Source organism: Acidovorax sp. (assembly GCF_034519795.1).
Lineage (GTDB): Bacteria > Pseudomonadota > Gammaproteobacteria > Burkholderiales > Burkholderiaceae_C > Acidovorax.
Genome location: NZ_JAXHOB010000003.1, coordinates 246,747 through 265,746 on the forward strand (window position 1 = coordinate 246,747; position 19,000 = coordinate 265,746).

General features: G+C 68.5%; 18 protein-coding genes. 2 read left to right on the forward strand and 16 right to left on the reverse strand.

All coding sequences use genetic code 11. The features are described from left to right. Window positions 1-57: 57 nt before the first annotated feature. The 10 genes from U5N23_RS03095 to U5N23_RS03140 form a co-directional block, all read right to left on the reverse strand. Window positions 58-1,044: a threonine dehydratase gene (locus U5N23_RS03095; protein ID WP_322591388.1), complete on the reverse strand. Its 987-nt coding sequence runs from the start codon at window positions 1,042-1,044 to the stop codon at window positions 58-60. After that, window positions 1,041-1,679, reverse strand: a complete 639-nt coding sequence (locus tag U5N23_RS03100) for a LysE family translocator (protein ID WP_322591389.1) — start codon at window positions 1,677-1,679, stop codon at window positions 1,041-1,043. The genes U5N23_RS03095 and U5N23_RS03100 overlap by 4 nt, the downstream gene beginning before the upstream one ends. A 6-nt stretch (window positions 1,680-1,685) precedes the next feature. Beyond that, window positions 1,686-2,390: a VOC family protein gene (locus tag U5N23_RS03105; RefSeq protein ID WP_322591390.1), complete on the reverse strand. Its 705-nt coding sequence runs from the start codon at window positions 2,388-2,390 to the stop codon at window positions 1,686-1,688. Next, the gene (locus U5N23_RS03110) at window positions 2,387-3,265 is read right to left on the reverse strand and encodes a PhzF family phenazine biosynthesis protein (protein WP_322591391.1); all 879 of its coding nucleotides are present in this window, start codon (window positions 3,263-3,265) and stop codon (window positions 2,387-2,389) included. The genes U5N23_RS03105 and U5N23_RS03110 overlap by 4 nt, the downstream gene beginning before the upstream one ends. Window positions 3,266-3,406: 141 nt before the next feature. After that, window positions 3,407-4,267: a PhzF family phenazine biosynthesis protein gene (locus tag U5N23_RS03115; RefSeq protein WP_322591392.1), complete on the reverse strand. Its 861-nt coding sequence runs from the start codon at window positions 4,265-4,267 to the stop codon at window positions 3,407-3,409. Between the two features lie 28 nt (window positions 4,268-4,295). Then, on the reverse strand, window positions 4,296-4,922 hold the full coding sequence (locus U5N23_RS03120) for a glutathione S-transferase (RefSeq protein ID WP_322591393.1): 627 nt from the start codon (window positions 4,920-4,922) through the stop codon (window positions 4,296-4,298). 5 nt (window positions 4,923-4,927) lie between these two features. Continuing rightward, on the reverse strand, window positions 4,928-6,139 hold the full coding sequence (locus U5N23_RS03125; protein ID WP_322591394.1) for a PLP-dependent aminotransferase family protein: 1,212 nt from the start codon (window positions 6,137-6,139) through the stop codon (window positions 4,928-4,930). A gap of 79 nt (window positions 6,140-6,218) precedes the next feature. After that, window positions 6,219-6,548 carry a DHCW motif cupin fold protein gene (locus tag U5N23_RS03130; RefSeq protein WP_322591395.1) on the reverse strand — a complete coding sequence of 110 codons (330 nt, stop codon included), beginning with the start codon at window positions 6,546-6,548 and terminating at the stop codon, window positions 6,219-6,221. A gap of 5 nt (window positions 6,549-6,553) precedes the next feature. Beyond that, window positions 6,554-7,510 (reverse strand): DMT family transporter, encoded by a 957-nt coding sequence (locus tag U5N23_RS03135; protein WP_322591503.1) that lies wholly within the window; start codon window positions 7,508-7,510, stop codon window positions 6,554-6,556. Between the two features lie 2 nt (window positions 7,511-7,512). Further along, window positions 7,513-8,127 (reverse strand): LysE family translocator, encoded by a 615-nt coding sequence (locus U5N23_RS03140; RefSeq protein ID WP_322591396.1) that lies wholly within the window; start codon window positions 8,125-8,127, stop codon window positions 7,513-7,515. 149 nt (window positions 8,128-8,276) lie between these two features. On the opposite strand from U5N23_RS03140, the gene U5N23_RS03145 reads away from it, so the two are divergent. Next, entirely contained in the window at window positions 8,277-9,743 is a 1,467-nt protein-coding gene (locus U5N23_RS03145; RefSeq protein WP_322591397.1) for a PLP-dependent aminotransferase family protein, read from the forward strand. Window positions 9,744-9,853: 110 nt separating this feature from the next. After that, complete coding sequence (gene cls / locus U5N23_RS03150) at window positions 9,854-11,305, forward strand: cardiolipin synthase (protein WP_322591504.1); 1,452 nt, start codon at window positions 9,854-9,856, stop codon at window positions 11,303-11,305. 178 nt (window positions 11,306-11,483) lie between these two features. On the opposite strand, the gene U5N23_RS03155 is transcribed toward cls, so the two are convergent. The 6 genes from U5N23_RS03155 to U5N23_RS03180 form a co-directional block, all read right to left on the reverse strand. After that, a complete protein-coding gene (locus U5N23_RS03155) occupies window positions 11,484-12,716 on the reverse strand; it encodes an HDOD domain-containing protein (protein ID WP_322591398.1) in 1,233 nt (410 codons plus the stop codon). Window positions 12,717-12,784: 68 nt separating this feature from the next. After that, window positions 12,785-14,044, reverse strand: a complete 1,260-nt coding sequence (gene flgL / locus U5N23_RS03160) for a flagellar hook-associated protein FlgL (protein WP_322591399.1) — start codon at window positions 14,042-14,044, stop codon at window positions 12,785-12,787. Window positions 14,045-14,177: 133 nt separating this feature from the next. After that, on the reverse strand, window positions 14,178-16,106 hold the full coding sequence (gene flgK / locus U5N23_RS03165) for a flagellar hook-associated protein FlgK (RefSeq protein ID WP_322591400.1): 1,929 nt from the start codon (window positions 16,104-16,106) through the stop codon (window positions 14,178-14,180). A gap of 16 nt (window positions 16,107-16,122) precedes the next feature. After that, window positions 16,123-17,052: a flagellar assembly peptidoglycan hydrolase FlgJ gene (gene flgJ, locus U5N23_RS03170; RefSeq protein ID WP_322591401.1), complete on the reverse strand. Its 930-nt coding sequence runs from the start codon at window positions 17,050-17,052 to the stop codon at window positions 16,123-16,125. A gap of 2 nt (window positions 17,053-17,054) precedes the next feature. After that, window positions 17,055-18,209 (reverse strand): flagellar basal body P-ring protein FlgI, encoded by a 1,155-nt coding sequence (locus U5N23_RS03175; RefSeq protein ID WP_416208564.1) that lies wholly within the window; start codon window positions 18,207-18,209, stop codon window positions 17,055-17,057. Window positions 18,210-18,351: 142 nt separating this feature from the next. Further along, a complete protein-coding gene (locus U5N23_RS03180) occupies window positions 18,352-18,981 on the reverse strand; it encodes a hypothetical protein (RefSeq protein WP_322591403.1) in 630 nt (209 codons plus the stop codon). Between the last annotated feature and the right edge of the window lie 19 nt (window positions 18,982-19,000).

The window sequence follows — 19,000 nt, forward strand, 5'->3', positions numbered from 1 at the left end:
GCCCAAGCGACCGGAACCACGCAGCCAGTAGCCTCGGGGACAGGCTCCGCCGCCCGGTCAGCCCGCCAGAACGCGGCTGAACACCGGCGCGTCGACGTTGCCGCCCGTCAGCGCCAGGCCCACCGCGAGGCCGCGCAGCGTGTCGCGCTCCTGCAGTGCAGCGGCCAGGGCGGCGGCACCCGCGCCCTCGGCCACGTTGTGCGTATCGGTGTAGATCGCATGCATGGCGGCGGCCACTTCGGCATCCGTCACCTGCACGATGTGGTCGATGTGCGGCGCAAGCACGGCCAGCGCATCCGCATCGGCCACGCGGCAGGCCATGCCGTCGGCGAGTTCGGTGGTCACGGGTGCCTCGACCACGCGGCCCGCCGCCAGCGAGTCGGCATAGGTGGTGGCATGGGCACTCACCACCCCGACGATGCGCACGCCGTGTCCCAGCGCCAGCTTGGCCGCGATGGCCGAGCACGCACCCGAGCCCTGGCCGATGGGCACATAGGCCACGCCCAGTTGCGGCACCGCACGCAGGAACTCCCACCAGTAGGTGCTCACGCCGCGCAGCAGGTCGGCGTGGAAGCTTGGCACCATGTGCGCGCCGCGCTCGGCGGCCAGCTGCATGGCATGCTCGCGCGCTTCCTGGAAGTCGCTGCCGTGCTCGACCAGCGTGACGCCCAATGCGCGCATGGCGGCGTTCTTCTCGACCGAGTTGCCCCGGGGCACGACGATGGTGCAGGCCACGCCGTGGCGCCGCGCGGCCCAGCCCATGCTCTGGCCATGGTTGCCGCGCGTGGCGCTGACCACCTCGCGCGGCAACGCGCCGCGTTGGGCCAACTGGTCGAAATAGGTGAGCCCGCCGCGGATCTTGAACGCACCGACCGGCGTATGGTTCTCGTGCTTGAGCCAGCAGTCCGTGCCCAGGCGTTCGCTGAGCAGGGCCCAGCGGTACTGTGGCGTGGGTGCAAATTCGCGGTAGACGACCTCGGCGGCAGCCTCGATCTCGGTCAGGCCCGGCAGCCAGGGGAGGGTGGTGGCAGGCAGGGCGCTCATGCGGCAGGCCTCTTTTCGGTCAGCAGGCGTACGGCCAGCAGGCCGAGCACGGTGCCCATCACGTAGCGCTGGGCACGCATCCAGGCCTGGCTGCGGTTCATGAACAGCGCCACGCGTGCCGCGAACAGCACCAGCAGCGCATTCACCAGCCCGCTGATGCTGATCTGCACGGCGCCCAGGGTCAGGCTCTGCAGCAGCCACTGGCCACGCTCGGGGTGCAGGAACTGCGGAAAGAACGACAGGTAGAACATGGCCACCTTGGGGTTGAGCAGGTTGGTCATGAAGCCCATGACAAACAGCTTGCGCGGCGTGTCGTGCGGCAGGTTGCGGGCTTCGAACGGCGCCGCGCCGCCGGGCTTCACGGCCTGCCAGGCCAGCCACAGCAGGTAGGCGGCGCCCGCGATGCGGATCGCGTCGAAGGCCATGGGCACGGCGGCCAGCAGGGCCGTGAGGCCGAGCGACGCCGCGAGCAAATGAACGCCAAAGCCCGCCAGCACCCCGGCCAGCGACAGCAGGCCGGCGCGCGGGCCCTGCGTGAGGCTGCGCGAGATGCAATAGACCATGTTGGGCCCGGGCGTGAGCACGAGCAGCAGCGCGGCGAGCGCAAAGAGCATCAGTTCCTGGGGTGCGAGCATGGCGGGTTACTCTGTTGAAGATTGCAAGGCCAGCGCGCCGCGTGGGGTGAGCAGCTGGGCATGGAGTTGCGGCGCAGGGCCTTCCGTGGGCAGGGCCACTTCGCGCAGGCCTGCGGCATCACAGGCCGCACGCAGCGCGCGCGTGTCGGGGTGCTGCAGCGCCAAGGACTGCAGTTGCACGCCGCTGGCGGGCAGGTGATCGCAGGGGTGCACGGCACCCCACTCGATCAGCGTGGGCAGGCAGCCGTCCCACAGGCGCTGGCCGTCGGGCCGCACGGTGATCTGCCACTGCAGCAAGCCCTGTGGCGTGGGGCGGCTGGCGGTGATGGCGCGGCCCCGGTCCACGCCCAGGGTGGCGAGCCCAGCCAGGCTGGCCGCCACGTCGGGCACCGAGGCCACCCAGTGGATCAGTTGCGGGCCGTGCCCGGCCACCTGCCGCTGCAGCGCAACGTCGTCCATGTCGAACCAGCGCCGGTCGCTGTCAGGGATGCTCTTGCTGCCCTGCGGGTTGATTGCGATGATCTCCAGGTAGGCGCGCGGATGGGTCGGGCTGGAGACGTTGAGCAAGCGGTTGTGCGTGCCCATCAGCGGGTGCTCGCCGCCCGCGGCGGGGGTGACGCCGAGTGTGCGCTCGCACCACTGCACGCCCGTGGCCAGGTCGCTGGCCAGCACCACCAGGTGGTCGACACAGGCTGCGGTCTGCGCCGTCACAGCAGCACCTCGCCCTGCACGCAGGTGACCGAATGGCCGCCGATCCAGATCTCGCTGCCTTCCTGGTCCACGTGCACGCGGCCGGCGCGCGCCAGGGCCGTGCCCTGGCTGGCCACATAGTGCGCAGGGGCCAGGCCTGCGCCGATGAGCCATTGGGCCAGGGCCGCGTTCAGGCTGCCGGTCACCGGGTCTTCGGCCAGGCCGTTGTTGCCCGGGAAGAAGGCGCGCACCTCGAAGGCGATGTCCTCGCGGGCGGTGGCGGCACCGATCACGCCCACCTTGCCGCGCGGGCCCACCACGCCGATGTCGAGGCCCGCCAGGATGGCGGCGTCGGGCCGCAGTGCCAGCACCTGCTCGGCCGATTGGAGCATCACGCCGCGCCACTTGGGGCCGTTGTCGCACCAGGCGTGGTGCAGGATGTCCGCACGCTCCACGCCCAGGCCGCGCGCGATCAGCGCCACGTCGGCCTCGTCCAGCGGGCCGCTTTGCAGGCGGGGCGGGGCGGCAAAGGCCAGGCGTGTGCCGTCCTGGCGCAGGGGCACCAGGCCGGCGCCGCATTCCTGCACCACGCGGCCCGGCGTCTGCGGCCTGCCGCCCGCGCCCAGCCAGGCGTGGCAACTGCCCAGTGTGGGGTGGCCGGCAAAGGGCAGCTCGCGCCCGGGGCAGAAGATGCGCACGCGGTAGTCGGCGCCTGCCGCCCGGCCCTCGGGCGTGGGCGGCAGCAGAAAGGTGGCCTCGGACAGGTTGGTCCAGTGGGTGAACTCCTGCATGGCCTCGGTGGTGATGCCTTCGCCATCGAGCACCACGGCCAGCGGGTTGCCGCGGTAGGCCTCGGCGGTGAAGACGTCGACTTGCTGGAAGGGGCGCAGTTTCATGGGGGAGCCTGTCTGGTAGGTGGAGGGTTGAACAAGAAAATGCTTTCGGTGGCGCGGCCACGCCAGGGGGCTGGCCTGGGCCAGGTTCAATGTGCCGGCGGGCGGTTCAGCCGCTGGCGCGGATGGGGGGCAAGGGCGGCTTCAGAGCAGCACCGTCCCTTCGATGCAGGTGACGGAGCGCCCGCCCACCCACACCTGGTGCTCGTCATGGCGGATGTGCACCCGCCCTGCGCGGCCCAGGCATTCGCCCTGGGCCACCTGGTAGTGGTGTGGTGCCAGGCCTTCGGCGATCAGCCATTCGGCCAGGCTGGCGTTGAGGCTGCCGGTGACCGGATCTTCGCGGTTGCCCATGGGGGCGGCAAAGGCGCGCACCACCACACCCGGACGGCTGGTGTCGCTGGCATGCGGGCCTACATGCACCACCCCGACCGACTGGCCCAGGTCCATCAGGCGCGCGTGGTCGGGCTGCAGGCCGAGCACGGTGTCGGCGCTGTCGAGCAGCATGCCCAGCCACACCGGGCCGTTGTCGAGCAGCTGCGTGCCCAGGATCTGCGCCGGGCGCACCCCGAGGGCGCTGGCGATCAGCGGCACCAGCGCCGGGCTGGGGGCACTGCGCTTGAGAGGGGGGGCGGCAAAGGCCAGGGTGTGGTCTTCGCGCCGGATGCGCACCAGGCCGAGGGCGCATTCCTGCACCACCAGGCCTTCCTGGCGCGGTGCGTTGCCGGCCTGCAGCCAGGCGTGGCAGGTGCCCAGCGTGGGGTGCCCGGCAAACGGCAGCTCGCCCTGGGGGCTGAAGATGCGCAGGCGGTAGTCGGCCCCGCCCGCACGGCCGGCTTCGGTGGGCGGCAGCAGAAAGGTGGTTTCCGACAGGTTCATCCACGCGGCAAAGCGACGCATGTCCGCATCGCTCAGGTCCTCGGCCTCCAGCACCACGGCCACGGGGTTGCCGTCGCCGGGGTGGTCGCTGAACACGTCGATCTGCTTGAAGGGGCGTGGCTGCATGGTGCGGTCTTGCGGGCGGATGGTCCCGTCAGGATAACGCCTGGTCGAGCACGCCGCGCGCACCCGTGCGCGAAACCACCGCCTGGTACCAGCGGTCCAGGTGCGGCCGGGCCGTCCTCTCCTGGGGCAGCCCCCACCAGCGGTGGATTTCGCAGCCCACCGGGATGTCGGCCATGGTGAAGCGCTCTCCGGCCAGGAAGGGCTGGCGCGCCAGGTGCGCGTCCAGCAGGTCCAGCAGCGGCTCGGTGGCCGCCACCGACGCGGCGATCAGCGCATCATTGCGTTGCGCGGCGGGGGTGCGTATCCATTGGATGAAGGCATCGCGCCCCGCCGGGTTCAGCGTGGTCTGCTGCCAGTCCATCCACTGTTCGGCCGCGAAGCGCGTGGCGAGGTCCTCGGGGTAGAGCTCGCCCGGCGCATGCCGGGCGCACAGGTAGCGCACGATGGGGTTCGACTCCCACAGCACGACGCCCGTGTCCTCGTCCTCGATCAGCGGCACCAGGCCATTGGGGTTCAGGGACAGGTAGTGCGCCTCGCGCACGATGCCGAACTGCCCCCCGGCATCGGTGCGCTGCAGGCTGATGCCGAGCTCCTGCGCGGCCCACACGACCTTGCGCACGTTGATCGACGACAGCCGTCCCCACAGGCGCAGCATGCGGCTCAGCCCTTGGCCTTGTGGTCGCGGATGGCGGCCGCCAGCGCGGCGATGCCGGTGGCGATCTGCTCGGCCGTGGAGGTCACGAACGACAGGCGCAGCGTGCGGTGGTCGGCATCGTCGGCATAGAAGGCGGCGCCGGGCACGAAGGCCACGTTGCGCTCCACAGCCTTGGGCAGCAGTTCGATGGCGCTCATGCCTTCGGGCAGGCGCACCCACAGGAACATGCCGCCGTCCGGCTTGTTCCACTCGACGGACAGGCCCTGCATCTCCTTGTCCAGCGCGGTCAGCATCGCATCCCGCTGCTGCTTGTAAAGCGCGCGGATGGTGGGCACATGCCGCTCCAGGAAGCCGCCCTTCATCACCTCGGCCACCATGCGCTGGTTGTAGCCGGGGGTGTGCAGGTCGGCTGCCTGCTTGGCCTGCAGCAGCTTGGGGTAGACGGCCTTGGGCGCCACCAGGTAACCCAGGCGCAGGCCCGGGGCCAGCACCTTGGAGAACGAGCCCATGTAGATGCAGCCGTCGGGGTTGCGCGCGGTCAGCGGTGCGGGCGGCGGGCCGTCGAACCACAGGTCGCCATAGGGGTTGTCCTCCACCAGCGGCAGATTCAGCTCGGCGGCCTTGGCCACCAGCTCGGCGCGGCGCGCATCGCTCATGGTGCGGCCCGTGGGGTTCTGGAAGTTGGGCAGCACGTACAGGAAGCGCGCCTTGTCCGCGCCCGTGCCGACCTTGGCCACCAGGTCATCGATGCGCACACCCTGCTCGTCGCTGGCCACCGCCACCACCTTGGGCTCCATGGGCGTGAAGGCCTGGATGGCACCCAGGTAGGTCGGCGTTTCCACCAGCACGCGGCTGTCGGTGTCGATCAGCACCTTGGCGATCAGGTCCAGCCCCTGCTGCGAGCCGGTGGTGATCAGCACCTGCTCCGGGTCCACATCCCAGGGCAGGAAGGCGGCGATGGCTTCGCGCAACGGGGCAAAGCCCTCGCTCGATGCGTACTGCAGTGCCGAAGGGCCGTCGTTGGCCAGCACGGCGGCCGAGGCGGCCGCGAAGGCTTCGACCGGGAAGGTCTTGGGCGAGGGCAGGCCGCCGGCCAGGCTGATGATGCCGGGCTTTTCCGTGACCTTGAGGATCTCGCGGATGACCGAGGGGTTCATGCGCTCGGCGCGGCGCGCCAGGGTCCAGGGGCTGGTGTGGGGAAGGTCGTTCAGTTTCACTCTCGGTCTCCTGCGGTGGTCCTAAGAACCTGTTGCAAAGTCATCAGAAAAAAGGGCATTTCACGGCGCCCGGGTGCCTTCAGTCCACGATGAACAGCGTGGCGCCCAAGGGGGCGGTGGAGCGGTGCGGTTCTGCATTGTCCGCCACCTGGTAGCTCATCCCAGGAGTAAGGATGAACTGGCGGCCGTCCTGCAGCTCGGTGTGCAGCTCGCCCGCCAGGCACAGCAGCACGTGGCCCTTGGTGCACCAGTGGTCCGACACGTAGCCGGGGGTGTACTCCACCTTGCGCACGCGCAACTCGCCGTACTGCAGCGTCTGCCAGAAGGCCTGGCCGGCCTGGGCGCTTTTTTCGACGCGCTCGACCTGGCTCCAGTCGGTGGCGGCGAAGGGGATGTCGTTCATCTGCATGGGGCTCAGTCCTTCACGGGTGCGAGGGGGCCGGGCGGTGTTGCGGGTGCGTGCGGGGCAGCCTGGTGCACGGGCATGCGCTTGCCCACGAACACCGTGGCGATCACGGCCAGGGCGAACCCCGCCGTGGCCAGGTCCAGGCGCTCACCCACCAGCGGCACCGCGAACAGCAGGCTCAGAAACGGCTGGATCAGCTGGATCTGGCTGACCCGCACGGCACCCAGGGCCAGTGCGCGGTACCAGGCGAAAAAGCCGATCCACATCGAGAACAGCGCCACATAGGCAAAGCCCAGCCAGCCCATGGTGCTGATGGCGGACGGCACGGCCGGTGCAAACCACCAGGTCACGGGCAGGGTCAGCGGCAGGGCGCAGGCCAGCACCCAGCAGATCACCTGCTCGGCCCCCAGGCTGGGCGTGAGCCGCGCGCCACCGATGTAGCCCAGGGCGCCGGTGGTCATGGCGATGATCAGGTAGATGTTGGCTGCGCCCAGGTAGAAGCCGCCGGCGCGCCAGGCCATGAACGCCAGCACCAGGCCGCTGCCCAGCACCGCGCAGGCCCAGAAGCCGGCCGATGGGCGCTGCCGGTACCACAGGGCGCCGATCACGGCCGTGGACAGCGGCAGCAGCGCGGTGACCACGGCCCCGTGGGTGCTGGGCACATGGCGCAGCGCCAGCGCGAGGAACAGCGGAAAGCCGACGATCACGCCGAAGGCCGTGACGCCCAGCACGGGCCATTGCGCTCGCACCGGCACCCGCAGGCGCCCCTGGGCGTGCTGCCAGCCCAGGTAGGCCAGCGACAGCAGCCCGGCCACGGCGGCCCGCCCGAAGGTGACGAACCAGGGCGACAGCTGCGGCGCATCGACCGGCCCGACCGCCAGGCGCGTCATCGGCAGCGTGGCGGCGAACAGGGTGACACCCACCATGCCCCAGACCAGGGCTTCGCGTTCCTGTGCGCGGTTCATGCTCATAGCGTCACCATCCAGGCGGCCGTCGCCACCAGCACGAGGGCCAGCGCGCGGTTGAACCAGAGCAGGCGGGTGCCCTGCGCCAGCCACTGGCGCAGCAGCGAGCCGACGAGGGCATAGACGAAATTGCTCGTGAAGGCGAACACCATCATCACCCCGCAGATGATGGCCAGGCGCTCGGCGGGGTTGGCCGAGGGCTGGCCCGCGGCGTTGACCACCCAGCCCGCGCTGAGCGTGAGCGCCAGCATCCAGGCCTTGATGTTCACGAACTGCAGGCCCACGCCCTGCCAGAAGGTGACGGACAGGCGGGAGCTGTCCACGTCCGAGAGCTGGCCGGCGCGGCTGAGCTTCCAGGCCAGCCAGAGCATGTAGGCCACGCCCAGCAGGGTCACGGCCATGCGCAGGGCCGGCACGCCGGTGATCAGGGCGCCCAGGCCCAGGCCGCTCACCAGCATCAGCAAGGTCCAGCCCGTGGGCACGGCCAGGCAGAAGTGGAGTGCTCGGCGCAGCCCCAGATTGGCTGCGAGCGCGGTGGACAGGGTGGTGTTGGGCCCCGGCGAAAAGCTCATCGCGGTGCAGAAGACCAGCAGGGCAGTGAGTTCGGCGGCGGTCATGGGTGGGGGTTTTGAAATCGTGGGCTTGTCAGCGTCTGGCCTTCACTGTAATCTTCTGTACCAATACACAACCAGTACAGTACGGCAGCGCAGTTATTGATCTGTATTGGTTGTCATGGCAGTACACACGCGCTCCCGAGGACTCCTGCATGCTGATGAAGACCCCCACCCAATCGCTCACCGAGCAGCTCTCGGCGCGTTTTGGCGAGCGCATCCGCAACCGGCTGCTCGCGCCGGGCGCGCGCCTGCCCTCGGTGCGCCAGTGTGCGCTGCAGCACAGCGTAAGTCCGTCGACCGTGGTGGCGGCCTACGACCAGTTGCTGGCGCAGGGCCTGGTCGAGGCGCGCAAGAACCGAGGCTTCTTCGTGCGCGAGGTGGCCCCCGTGGGCGCCGAGGCCCCGGAGGCGGTGGACGTGGCGGCCATGGAGGCGGCGGGCGGCAACTGGACCACGGCCCACTGGTTCGCGGCGCGCGGGGCCGGGCGTGGTTCGCCGCCGGTGAACGCCACGGCGCTGATCCGCGGCATGTTCCACAAGATCAGCGACAAACCCCAGCCCGGCATGGGTGTGCTGCCGCCGCAGTGGCTCGAGTCCACCTTCATGCCCGCAGCGGTGCGCAAGGTCACCAGCACCCGGGCGCTGCAGGAATACTCGCTGCAGTACGGCGAGCCGCTGGGCGACAGCGGGCTGCGCCGTCTGCTGGTCAAGAAGCTGGCCCAACTGAGCGTGCACACCGCGCCCGAGAACATCATCACCACCGTGGGTGCCACGCATGCGCTTGACATCGTGAGCCGCACGCTGCTGCGCCCGGGCGACCCGGTGATGGTGGAGGAACCCGGCTGGGCCGTGGAGTTCGCGCGCCTGGCCGCGTTGGGCATGCACATCCTGCCAGTGCCGCGCCGCGCCGACGGGCCCGACCTGGAAGTGATGGCGCGCTACTGCGAGGTGCACAAGCCCAAGCTCTACGTGAGCGTGAGCGTGTTCCACAACCCCACGGGCTACTGCCTGTCGCCGGGCAGCGCGCACCGCATCCTGCAGCTGGCCAACCAGCACAATTTCCACATCGTCGAAGACGATACCTACAGCCACATCGCGCCCGAGCATGCCACGCGCCTGACGGCGCTCGACGGCCTGCAGCGCACCATCTACGTGAGCGGCTTTGCCAAGATCCTCGCGCCCAACTGGCGCATCGGCTTCCTGGCCGCGCCGCCGGCCCTGGTCGAGCAACTGCTGGACACCAAGCTGCTGGCCACGCTGACCACGCCCGCGTTGCTCGAAAAAGCGCTGGCGCTGTGCATCGAGCAGGGCCAGTTGCGCCGCCATGCCGAGCGCATCCGCACCCGGCTCGATGCCGCGCGCTCGCGCAGCGTCAAGCTGGCGCTCAGTGCGGGCTGCAGCTTCGCGGCCGACCCGGTGGGACTGTTCGGCTGGGTGGACACGGGGGTGGACACCGATGCACTCTCGCAGCGCATGCTCGATGAGGGCTATCTGCTGGCCCCGGGTGCATTGTTCCATGCCGAGCGCAAGCCCAGCACGCTCATGCGCATCAACTTCGCGACCACGCAGGACGCCACGTTCTGGCGTACCTTCGAGCGCATCGTCCGGCAAAGCCGCTGACCCTGCGGGCGCCGTCACACCGGCTGCCTACAATGGCCTTTTGATCCGATCGCAAGGGAACCATGGACCTACAAGGGCGCTGGGCCGCAATGACCGATGGCCTGCAGTCCATGGTGCAGTTCTTTCCCGGCGGGCACGAAGGCCTGCTGACCGCCATCTCCGTCACCTGGAGCCTGTACATCGCCGTGCTGGCGGTCTGGATCGTGCTGCAAAAGCGCGCGCCGGTGTCCACGCTCAGCTGGATCCTGTCGATGGCGCTGCTGCCCTTCGTGGGCTATGTGATCTATTACTTTTTCGGCCCGCAGCGGCTGCGCAAGCAGCGCATCAAGCGCATGCGCAGCCAGTCGGCGCTGTATGCGAATGCCGAATTTGCCAGCCTGCGCGATGTCGCCGCCACTGCGCCGCAGGCGCTGCGCCAGCTCGTGCTGCTGGGCGAAGCCAGCTGCGACCTGCGCGTGTCCACCGCCGCGCAGGTGGACCTGCTGGTCGATGGGGCAGCGACCTACGACGCCATCTTCGATGCCATCCGCGCGGCGCGCCACCATGTGCACCTGGAGTACTACATCTACGAGCCCGATGGCATCGGCGCGGCGCTGCGCGACCTGCTGGTGGACAGGGCGCGCCAGGGCGTGATCGTGCGGCTGTTGCTCGACGCCCTGGGCTCCAAGCGCCTGGGTCGGAGCTTTCTCGCCCCCTTGCTGCAAGCCGGTGTGCAGGTGGCCTTCTTCCATGCCTCGCGCATCGGCCGGCGTGTGCGGCCGGTGATCAACTTCCGCAACCACCGCAAGATCGTGGTCTGCGATGGCGTGGTCGGCTTCACGGGCGGCATCAACATCACCGACGAGGAAGACCAGCGCGCGCGGCGCGATGCCTACCACGACGTGCACCTGCGCATCGAGGGCGGCGCCGTGCGCCTGCTGCAGATGACCTTCATGGAGGACTGGGTGTACACCACCGGCGAGGGGCCCGATGCCGTGGCGCGCGAGAGCCGCCACCTGCTGCCCGCCACCGGGCCGGGTGACCATCCGGTGCAGATCCTCACCTCGGGCCCCGACAATGCCAACGAGGCCATCCACCGCATGCACGTGGCGGCCATCCACATGGCGGTGGACCGGGTGTGGCTCACCACGCCGTACTTCGTGCCCGGCGAGCCCGCGCTCATGGCGCTGACCAGCGCAGCATTGCGCGGGGTGGATGTGCGCCTGCTGGTGCCGCGGCGCAGCGATTCCCTGGTGGTCAGCGCGGCGGCGCGCTCCTACTTCGATGAACTGATCGCCGCCGGCGTCAAGGTCTGGGAATACACGGCCGGCATGCTGCACTCCAAGACCATGCTGGTGGACGACAACTGCGCCTTCATCGGCACGGCCAATTTCGACAACCGCAGCTTCCGGCTCAACTTCGAAGTCTGCGCCGTGGTCTACGGGCCGGCGCTGGCCCTGCCGCTGGCAAGGCAGTTCGAGGCCGACCTGCGGAGCTCCAGCGCCGTGAACGCACGCCGCCGCCAGGCCTTCGTGCAGCGCCTGGGTGATGCCACGGCCCGGCTGTTCTCGCCGTTGCTATAGCCCCGCAGGGCTGCTAGGAGGCTGTCGGACTTGGAGCGTCGAAAGCGAAAATCGGCCCCAGCGAGGACAGTTTTTGCCGGATTTGCAGCCCCATAGCCAGGCTATGGGGCAAGAAGACGGTGAAAAATGGACCGCTGCGGCCGATTTGCAGCCGACGATTTCCAAGTCCGACAGCCTCCTAGCGCTGTACCTCGATGTCGGCGAGCACGCGCAGCAGGCCGCGGTTGACCTCTTCGAGGTCCATTTCCTGCGTCTCGCACAGTTGGCGGATGGCGCTCGCGTCGCCGCTCTCCAGCGCGCAGGACATCTGCAGGCTGGCGGCATAGGGCCCGGTGCGCAGCACGGTGGCGTCGTAGATGCGCTCGGACAGCGGGATGCGGTGCAGGATGGTGCCCAGGGGCTCCTGCAGCAGATCGTCGATCTGCGACAGCAGCCCGCACAGGTAGATCTCGCGGCGCAGGTCGTTCTCCACACCGGCGTTGAGCAACTGCGTCATGAGCTTGGCGCGCAGCACCATGGACTCGCGCACTGGCAGCATGTTGGGGTCGGTGTTGGCGTGGGGCAGCTGGTCGGACAGCCAGCGCTTGATGGAGCCATAGCCCATCATCACCAGCCCCCGGCGCAGCGAGTCGATGCCGGTGCGCAGGCCCAGCGCCGCCGAGTTGGTGTAGACCATGAAGCGGTAGGCCAGCAGCGGGTCCTCGCCCATGATGTCCTCGAAGGTCTCGAGCGACTGCTCGGCGTCGATGGCCTTTTGCAGCTTGGCGATCACCGCGTGCGAAGGCTGCTGCGGCGTGTGCCGCAGGGTGTAGAGCACGTCTTCCGTGGGCCAGCCGGCCAGGGCCAGGGCGTTGTGCTTGTCCAGGCAGTGTTCCATCAGGGCGCGGCTGGGAATGTTCTCGTACATCTGCCCGGCCAGGATGGGGCTCACGGCGCGGGCAGGCGCCTTGGCCGCCGGGCTGCCGGGCCGCGGGTTGGCCTGCAGGGCGGCCACCGCGTCGGCCGGGGTCAGGCTCAGCAGGCTGTTGTCGAAGCACTGCGCCACGGCCGGCTCGGGCAGCTTGCCGATGTCGCCGCGCCACACCAGCTTCAGGCCGCGCTGGTGCGCGGCTTTCACCAGGGCATAGATGCCCGAATCCTGCAGCCAGTCGCCACGCACCTCGATCCACGGGGCGCCCCGGGGCGCATGCTCGAGCATGTCGGCCAGCACCTGGTGGGTCTGGGGCGACAGCAGCAGCGGTGGCGAGCTGGCGGACCACAGCTCCTGCAGCGTGCGCAGCAGGTGGCCGGTATCGACCACGGCGGTGGGGGATTCGTTCTGGACGTAGAGCTGGATGGCAGCGAGTTTGCGGGCGCGGTTCCACAGGGGGCGGTACCCCAGGAACAGGCTGCCGAGGACGGATTGGACCATGGGCTCTCAGGCGTTGTCGCGTTGGGGGCCGTCCCCAGCTAGGGAGTGCGGCTCAGGGCAGGCCCGCTTTAACTGATGAAATTGAACAGGGACAGCTTCTGGACCTGGGCATAGGACTTGAGTGCTGCCTCATAGCCCACCTGCTGGTTCTGGAAGTCTGAAATGCCCTTGATCATATCCAGATCCTCGGCCCGCGAGCGGTCGCCCTCGAGCTGGATCGAGCGCTTTTCCTGGTCGCCCGTGATGCGGTCGGCACGGTTGAGCAACTCGCCTGCATAGCTGCGCATGTTGCTCATGCGTTCGAGGCCGATGTCCACGTTGGTCAGTGCCTGCCCCACGGCCTGGGTGGCCGCGTTGCTGTTGGTGGCGCCGCGGATGTCGCGGATCGCGCTGTCCAGGGTGCTGAACACACTGGCCGTGGGCTGCAGGGTGATGGCGTCCCCGTTCGCCGGTGCGCCGGTGATGTCGAAGGTCAGCCCCGGAACGCCGGTCACCGAAATGGTCACCGGCTTGTCCGTCGGGTAGTCGGGCACCACCACGGGTGCGGACACCACGCCAGTGGTGGTGTTGGTGATGGTGTAGGTGGCGGTGCTGGTACCGATGGTGGCACCAGGCCCCACGGCGCTGAAGCTGATCGAGTAGTTGTCACCCGTCACCAGGCTCAGGTCCACGGGCTTGACGCCTGTGGTCGTCAGTTGCTGGTTGTTGTTGACGGTCGCCGGGTTCACCTGCACGTTGTAGGCGCCATCGCGCTGGGGCTGGAACATGAAGGTGAACTCGCCATCCAGGGTGTTGGGAATCGACGTGCCGGTGCTGCCCGATTGGCCGGGCAGTCCATCGAACAGGTAGTCCGGCGAGGTCGACTGCGGGCCCAGGAAGGGGGCCAGCGCGCTGCCCAGCGCACCCAGCAGCGGGATGCCGTTGGTGTCCTTGCGGTTGGCCACCGTCTGCAACTGCTCGCGCAGGCTCTGCAACTGGTTGGCGATGGTGGCGCGGTCGTTGCTGGTCAGGGTCGCACTGCCGGCATTGACCATCAGTTCGCGGGCGTTCTGCACCAGATCGATGGCGTCGCCCAGCGCGGATTCGGCCTGGGCGACGGCGTTGCGCTGGGTTTCCAGGGCGCGCTGCTCGGTCTGGATGCGGGTGAGGCGGGTGAGCGCACGTTCGGCCTGTGCGGCAGAGACCGGGTCGTCGCTGGCGCGCACCACGCGCTTGCCCGAGGTCAGGTTCTCCTGCAGGTTGGACAGGTTGGTCTGGCGCGCGCCCAGGTTGCGCAGCGCGTTGTCGTACATGTTGGCGGTGCCAAGCCGGTAGAGGGTGTTGCTCATGTCGTACTCCTGGACCAGTCCCCAAGGGGGATCATCTTAGTTTTCCACATCGCTGCGCGCCACCCACGGCCTGCACAGCCGGCGCGGCCAGTGCCCCCGCGCAAAGGCCAAGGCGCGAAGCGACTCAGGGGGGTCATCGTGTCAACCCTTGGATCAGCGTGTCGAAGACGCTTTGTGCAATCTGCAGCATTTTGGCGGATGCCTGGTAGGCCTGCTGGTACTGGATCAACTTGGCCGCTTCTTCATCAAGGTTGACGCCCGATACCGCCGTGCGGTCGCGCTCCAGGTTGCCCGCGATGGTGGTGGACAGTTCGGCGGCGAAGGTGGCGCTCTGCGTGCGCGTGCCCACCTGGGCCATCAGGCCGGCATAGCCATCGGCGAGCGTGGATTCGTCGAACATCTTCACGTCGCGCAGGTTCATCAGCGCGGTGGCATTGCCGGCATTGCGCGTGTAGGTGTCGCCGTACTGGGGGTCCAGCGCGTTGCCGACCCGCACGGTATCGCCGGTCTTGGGCGTGCCCTGCAGCTTGATTTCCCAGCCATCGATGGTGATCGTGGAGCCAGAGGTATAGGCCAGGCCCGCCGTGCCCGATGGGGGCGTGGTCGATCCCGTCACCGCATAGGTGGTGGGCGGCCCGGCCGTGAAGGTCAGCGTCACGCCGCCCGGGATGGGCGGGGCCACCAGGGTGTCCGTGGCCTTAAGGCCGGACAGTTGCAGCGTGCCGCCGTTGGTGGTGCCCATGGCCGCGTTGATCGGGTTGGCCGCGGCCAGATCGCGCGGTGAATACACCAGGGCATTGATGTTGGCCCCCGCCGTGTTGAACGGCTGGAACAGCATGCGGTCGCCCGGCACACCGGGCGTCGTGAGGTTGAAGGTCAGCCCGTCGATGTCCAGGGTGGCCAGGTTGGCCGCGTCGGTGAAGGGCGTGGCCTTGCCGTCGGACAGGCGCACCACCTGCCCGGCCGTGCCGGTGGTGAAGCGGATCTCGTAGTCGGAGGCTGCGAACTTGGTCGGGTCGCTGAAGGTCACGGTGCCCACGCCAGCCCCGTTGGTCAGACCCGGCATGCTGGTGGGGATGCTGAACAGGTCCTTGCCCACCTGGCCGTCCAGCGTGAGGCCGAGCTTGTGCTGCTCGTTCATGGTCATGCCGATGGCCATGGCCATGCGCCCGAGCAGGTTGCGGCTTTCCGACAGGTCGGTGTTGTTGAAGCGCAGCAGCCCCGAGACCGATCCGCCGCCCAGCGTGTTCTCGTCCACCTCGATGGCCGGTGACCCCGGGCGGTTGAAGAACAGCTTGAGCTGGCCGCTGCCGGGGAACTGCGTGGCGTCGTCCACGGACACCTGCGACGGCGTGGTGCCCAGCACCAGGGGCTGGCTGCCGCCCACGAAAAGCCCGACCGTGCCGTCGTCCGCAGGGATCTGCGTGGTCTGCACGTACTGGTTCATTTCGCGGATCAACTGGTCGCGGTTGTCCAGCAGGTCGTTGGGCGTCTGGCCATTGCCCTTGGCGCGCGCGATCTGCTCGTTCACGGCGGCGATCTGGCCCGCCAGGCTGTTGATGGCGGTGATGCTGCTTTGCAACTGCTCCTTCACCGTGTACTCGATCTCATCGACGCGTTCGGCCGCAGAGCGCATGCGCGAGGCGGTTTCGTCCATGCGCGTGAGTGCCAGCGTGCGGGCCGTGATGTCGGTCGGGGCGCTCACCACGTCCGAGAAGGCGTTCATCATGTCGTTGATGGCCGCGCCCAGGCCTGTGGCGCCGCCGCTGAACACGTCCTGCAGCTGGCGCAGGCGTTCGGCGCGCACGATGTCGCCCGCCTGCACGGAGCCGGCCGTGGCCGACTGGCGCGTGAGCAGTTCGCTCTGGTTGCGCAGGATGGTCTGCACGTCCACACCCTGGCCGATGTAGCCGCCACCGGTGAACTGGCCCTGCACGGTCTGCAGCACCACGGTCTGGCGCGAATAGCCCGGCGTGTTGACGTTGGCGATGTTGTTGCCGGCGGTCTGCAGGGCCACCTGGTTGGCGAGCAGGGCGCGGGCGCCGACGTTGAGCAGACTCATGGCTTACCTCGTGTTCTCAAGCCTGCGCACGCTGCTGCTGCTGCGCACGCTGCACGCTGTTGATGGCGCCGCTGAGCTTCCTGGCGTACTCGGGGTCGGTGGCATAGCCTGCCTTCTGCAATGCGGAGGCATAGGCCATGGCCGAGCCGGACTGGGCCACGGACTCCGCCTTTTCGTAGCGTGGGCTTTCCTTGATGAGGCGTGCGTAGTCGCGAAACGAATCCTCGTACGAGTCGTAAGCCCGGAACTTGGCCACCACCTTGCGCGGCGTGCCGTTGATGTACTCCGTGGTCGTGATCTCGGCGACCTTGCCGGTCCAGCCCTTGCCGGCCTTGATGCCGAACAGGTTGAAGGAGTTGCTGCCGTCGGCGTTCTTGATCTCGCTCTTGCCCCAGCCGGTCTCATGGCCGGCCTGGCCGAGCATGAAGATCGCGGGGATGCCACTTTCCTGCGCCACCTTCTCGGCCGTGCCGCTCAGGTGCTGCACGAAGCCGTCGCGGCCCTTGGGGGCCTGGCCCACGGCCTCGGTGCTGGCGGGGGTGGCGCTCACCTTGGCCGCTGCCGGACGCTGGATCTGCGACAGGCTCATGGTGGAGGGCACGGAAAAGGACGGATCCGGTCCGCCCATCTGGCGCGAGAGCTGGCGTGCGATCGCTTCGGACAGGCCGCCGGACTGGCCGGCCATCTGCACCGACAGCTGCTGGTCGAGCAGGTCGGTGCCCAGGTCGCCCTGGGCGCCGTCCATGAGGCCGGATTTCATGGTCGCCTCGCGCATGCTCTTGATCAGCTCGCGCATGAACAGCGATTCGAACTGCTTGGCCGCCTCCTTGGTGGCCTGGGGGTTGTTGTTGCCGGCCTCGTACTTGAGCGCATTCAGCGAGCGAACGTCGGCCGCCAGCGCATTGGACGTGCTGGTGGTGGAGGACGAAGGCAGCGTGAGGGCCATGGTCAGATCACTTCAAGCTCGGCATTCAGCGCTCCGGCGGCCTTGATGGCCTGCAGGATGGCCAGCAGGTCGCCGGGCGTGGCGCCCAGGGAGTTGAGTGCACGCACCACGTCGGCCAGTTGGGGCGAAGGCGGCATCTGGATGATGTTGCCCGGCTCCTGGTTGATCTTGATGTCGCTTTGCTGCGCGACCACGGTCTGGCCCTGCGACAGCGGGTTGGGCTGGCTGATGACGGGCCGCGAACTGATGGTGATGGACAGGTTGCCGTGGGCGATAGCGCAGGATCCCAATGTCACGGCCTGGTTGAGCACGATGGAGCCGGTGCGGGCGTTGATCACCACCTTGGCGGCGGGTGCGGACATCTCGAACGGCAGCTCTTCCAGGTCGGCGATGAAGCCCACGCGGGCACCCGGGTCGCTGGGCGCGCGCACCTGCACCGTGCGGCCGTCGAGCGCCGTGGCCAGGCCATTGCCCAGGCGGCTGTTGATGACCTGGGCCACGCGGCGGGCGGTCTGGAAATCCGAGGCATTGAGGCCCAGGCTGATGGTGTCCCCCTCATTGAGGGGCGTGGGAACGGAGCGCTCAACCTGGGCGCCCAGGGGGATGCGGCCAGCGGCCAGGTGGTTGATCTGCACCTTGCTGCCGCCGGACGAGGCGCCGGCGCCGCCCACCACCAGGTTGCCCTGGGCCAGGGCGTAGATTTCGCCGTCGGCGCCACGCAGGGGGGTGACCATCAGCAGACCGCCCTTGAGCGACTTGGAGTTGCCCATGGAGGAGACGTTGACGTCAATCTGCTGGCCGGGCTGGGCGAAGGCGGGCAACTGGGCCGTGACGATCACGGCGGCCACGTTCTTGAGCTGCAGCTGCGAGGCCGAGCCGGGGGGCAGGCTGATGCCCATCTGCTGCAGGTAGTTGGACATGGCCTGCGTGGTGTAGGGCATCTGCGTGGTCTGGTCGCCGGTGCCGTCCAGGCCCACCACCAGGCCATAGCCGGTCAACTGGTTGCTGCGCACGCCCTGCACCGCCGCGATTTCCTTGATGCGCAGCGCATGGGCCGGCCAGGCGGCGCACACCAGGGCGACGGCCATGGCCATCAGCCACAGTCTGCGCAAGGGGCGTGCCGTGAAGGGGGAGGGCAAGGCTTTCATGGGCTTCATTGTGGGCTGTCGCCGCACAAGGGAATGTCCAAAAAGAGGTGAATTCACCCGCCTTTTGGCGAAGGCCTTGTTACAAAGGCAGGTCTGCAGCGTGAACGCGGCGCATGGCCGTCCCTGCCCGCCTCCAGCGCTGCCCGCGATGTCAGTCGCAGCTGTTGTTGATGATGCCCTTCCAGGGCTTGCGCAGCATGAATGGCACGGTGTCCCAGGCGCTCCAGGTGCGCGGATCGTCGAAATTCACCGTAGCGGCCGGCGCAATGATGGCGGTGAGCAGCCAGACACCGGAATCGAGCCCATGCACCGTGAGGTTACCGCCCAGGATCACCTCGGTCTGCGCGCCTCCCAGGTTGTCCCCGACGGCCGTGTAGGTGTCGATGGCCTGGATGTTGCCGGATGCGGGGTACACCTTGAAGATCGCACCGGCGGTCATCAGCGGGTTGCGCACCAGGGGGAAGAACAAGCCGCCATCGCGGTGGAAGACCACGTACACGTTCTGCAGTGTGCTCGGGGTGGAGCCCACCGCAGGCTTGCCGGCGTCGTACTTGAGGGTGAAGGCCAGTTGGTCCAGTGCGGTGGTGTCGCAGGGCGAGAACTTGATGCCTGCGGGCAGGGTCTTGTTCTTGGAGACGGCCTCGGCAGCCGACCCTTTGGGCAACCCCACGGTCAATGCCACGGAGTAGGCATAAGTGGTGGGCTGCGCCTGGGCGGCTGGCGAGAATGCAGCGGCCAGGGCCAGGAAGCCGCATGCCAGGGAGCTGCGAAAAAAAGACATCGTGAACCTCGATCTGAAT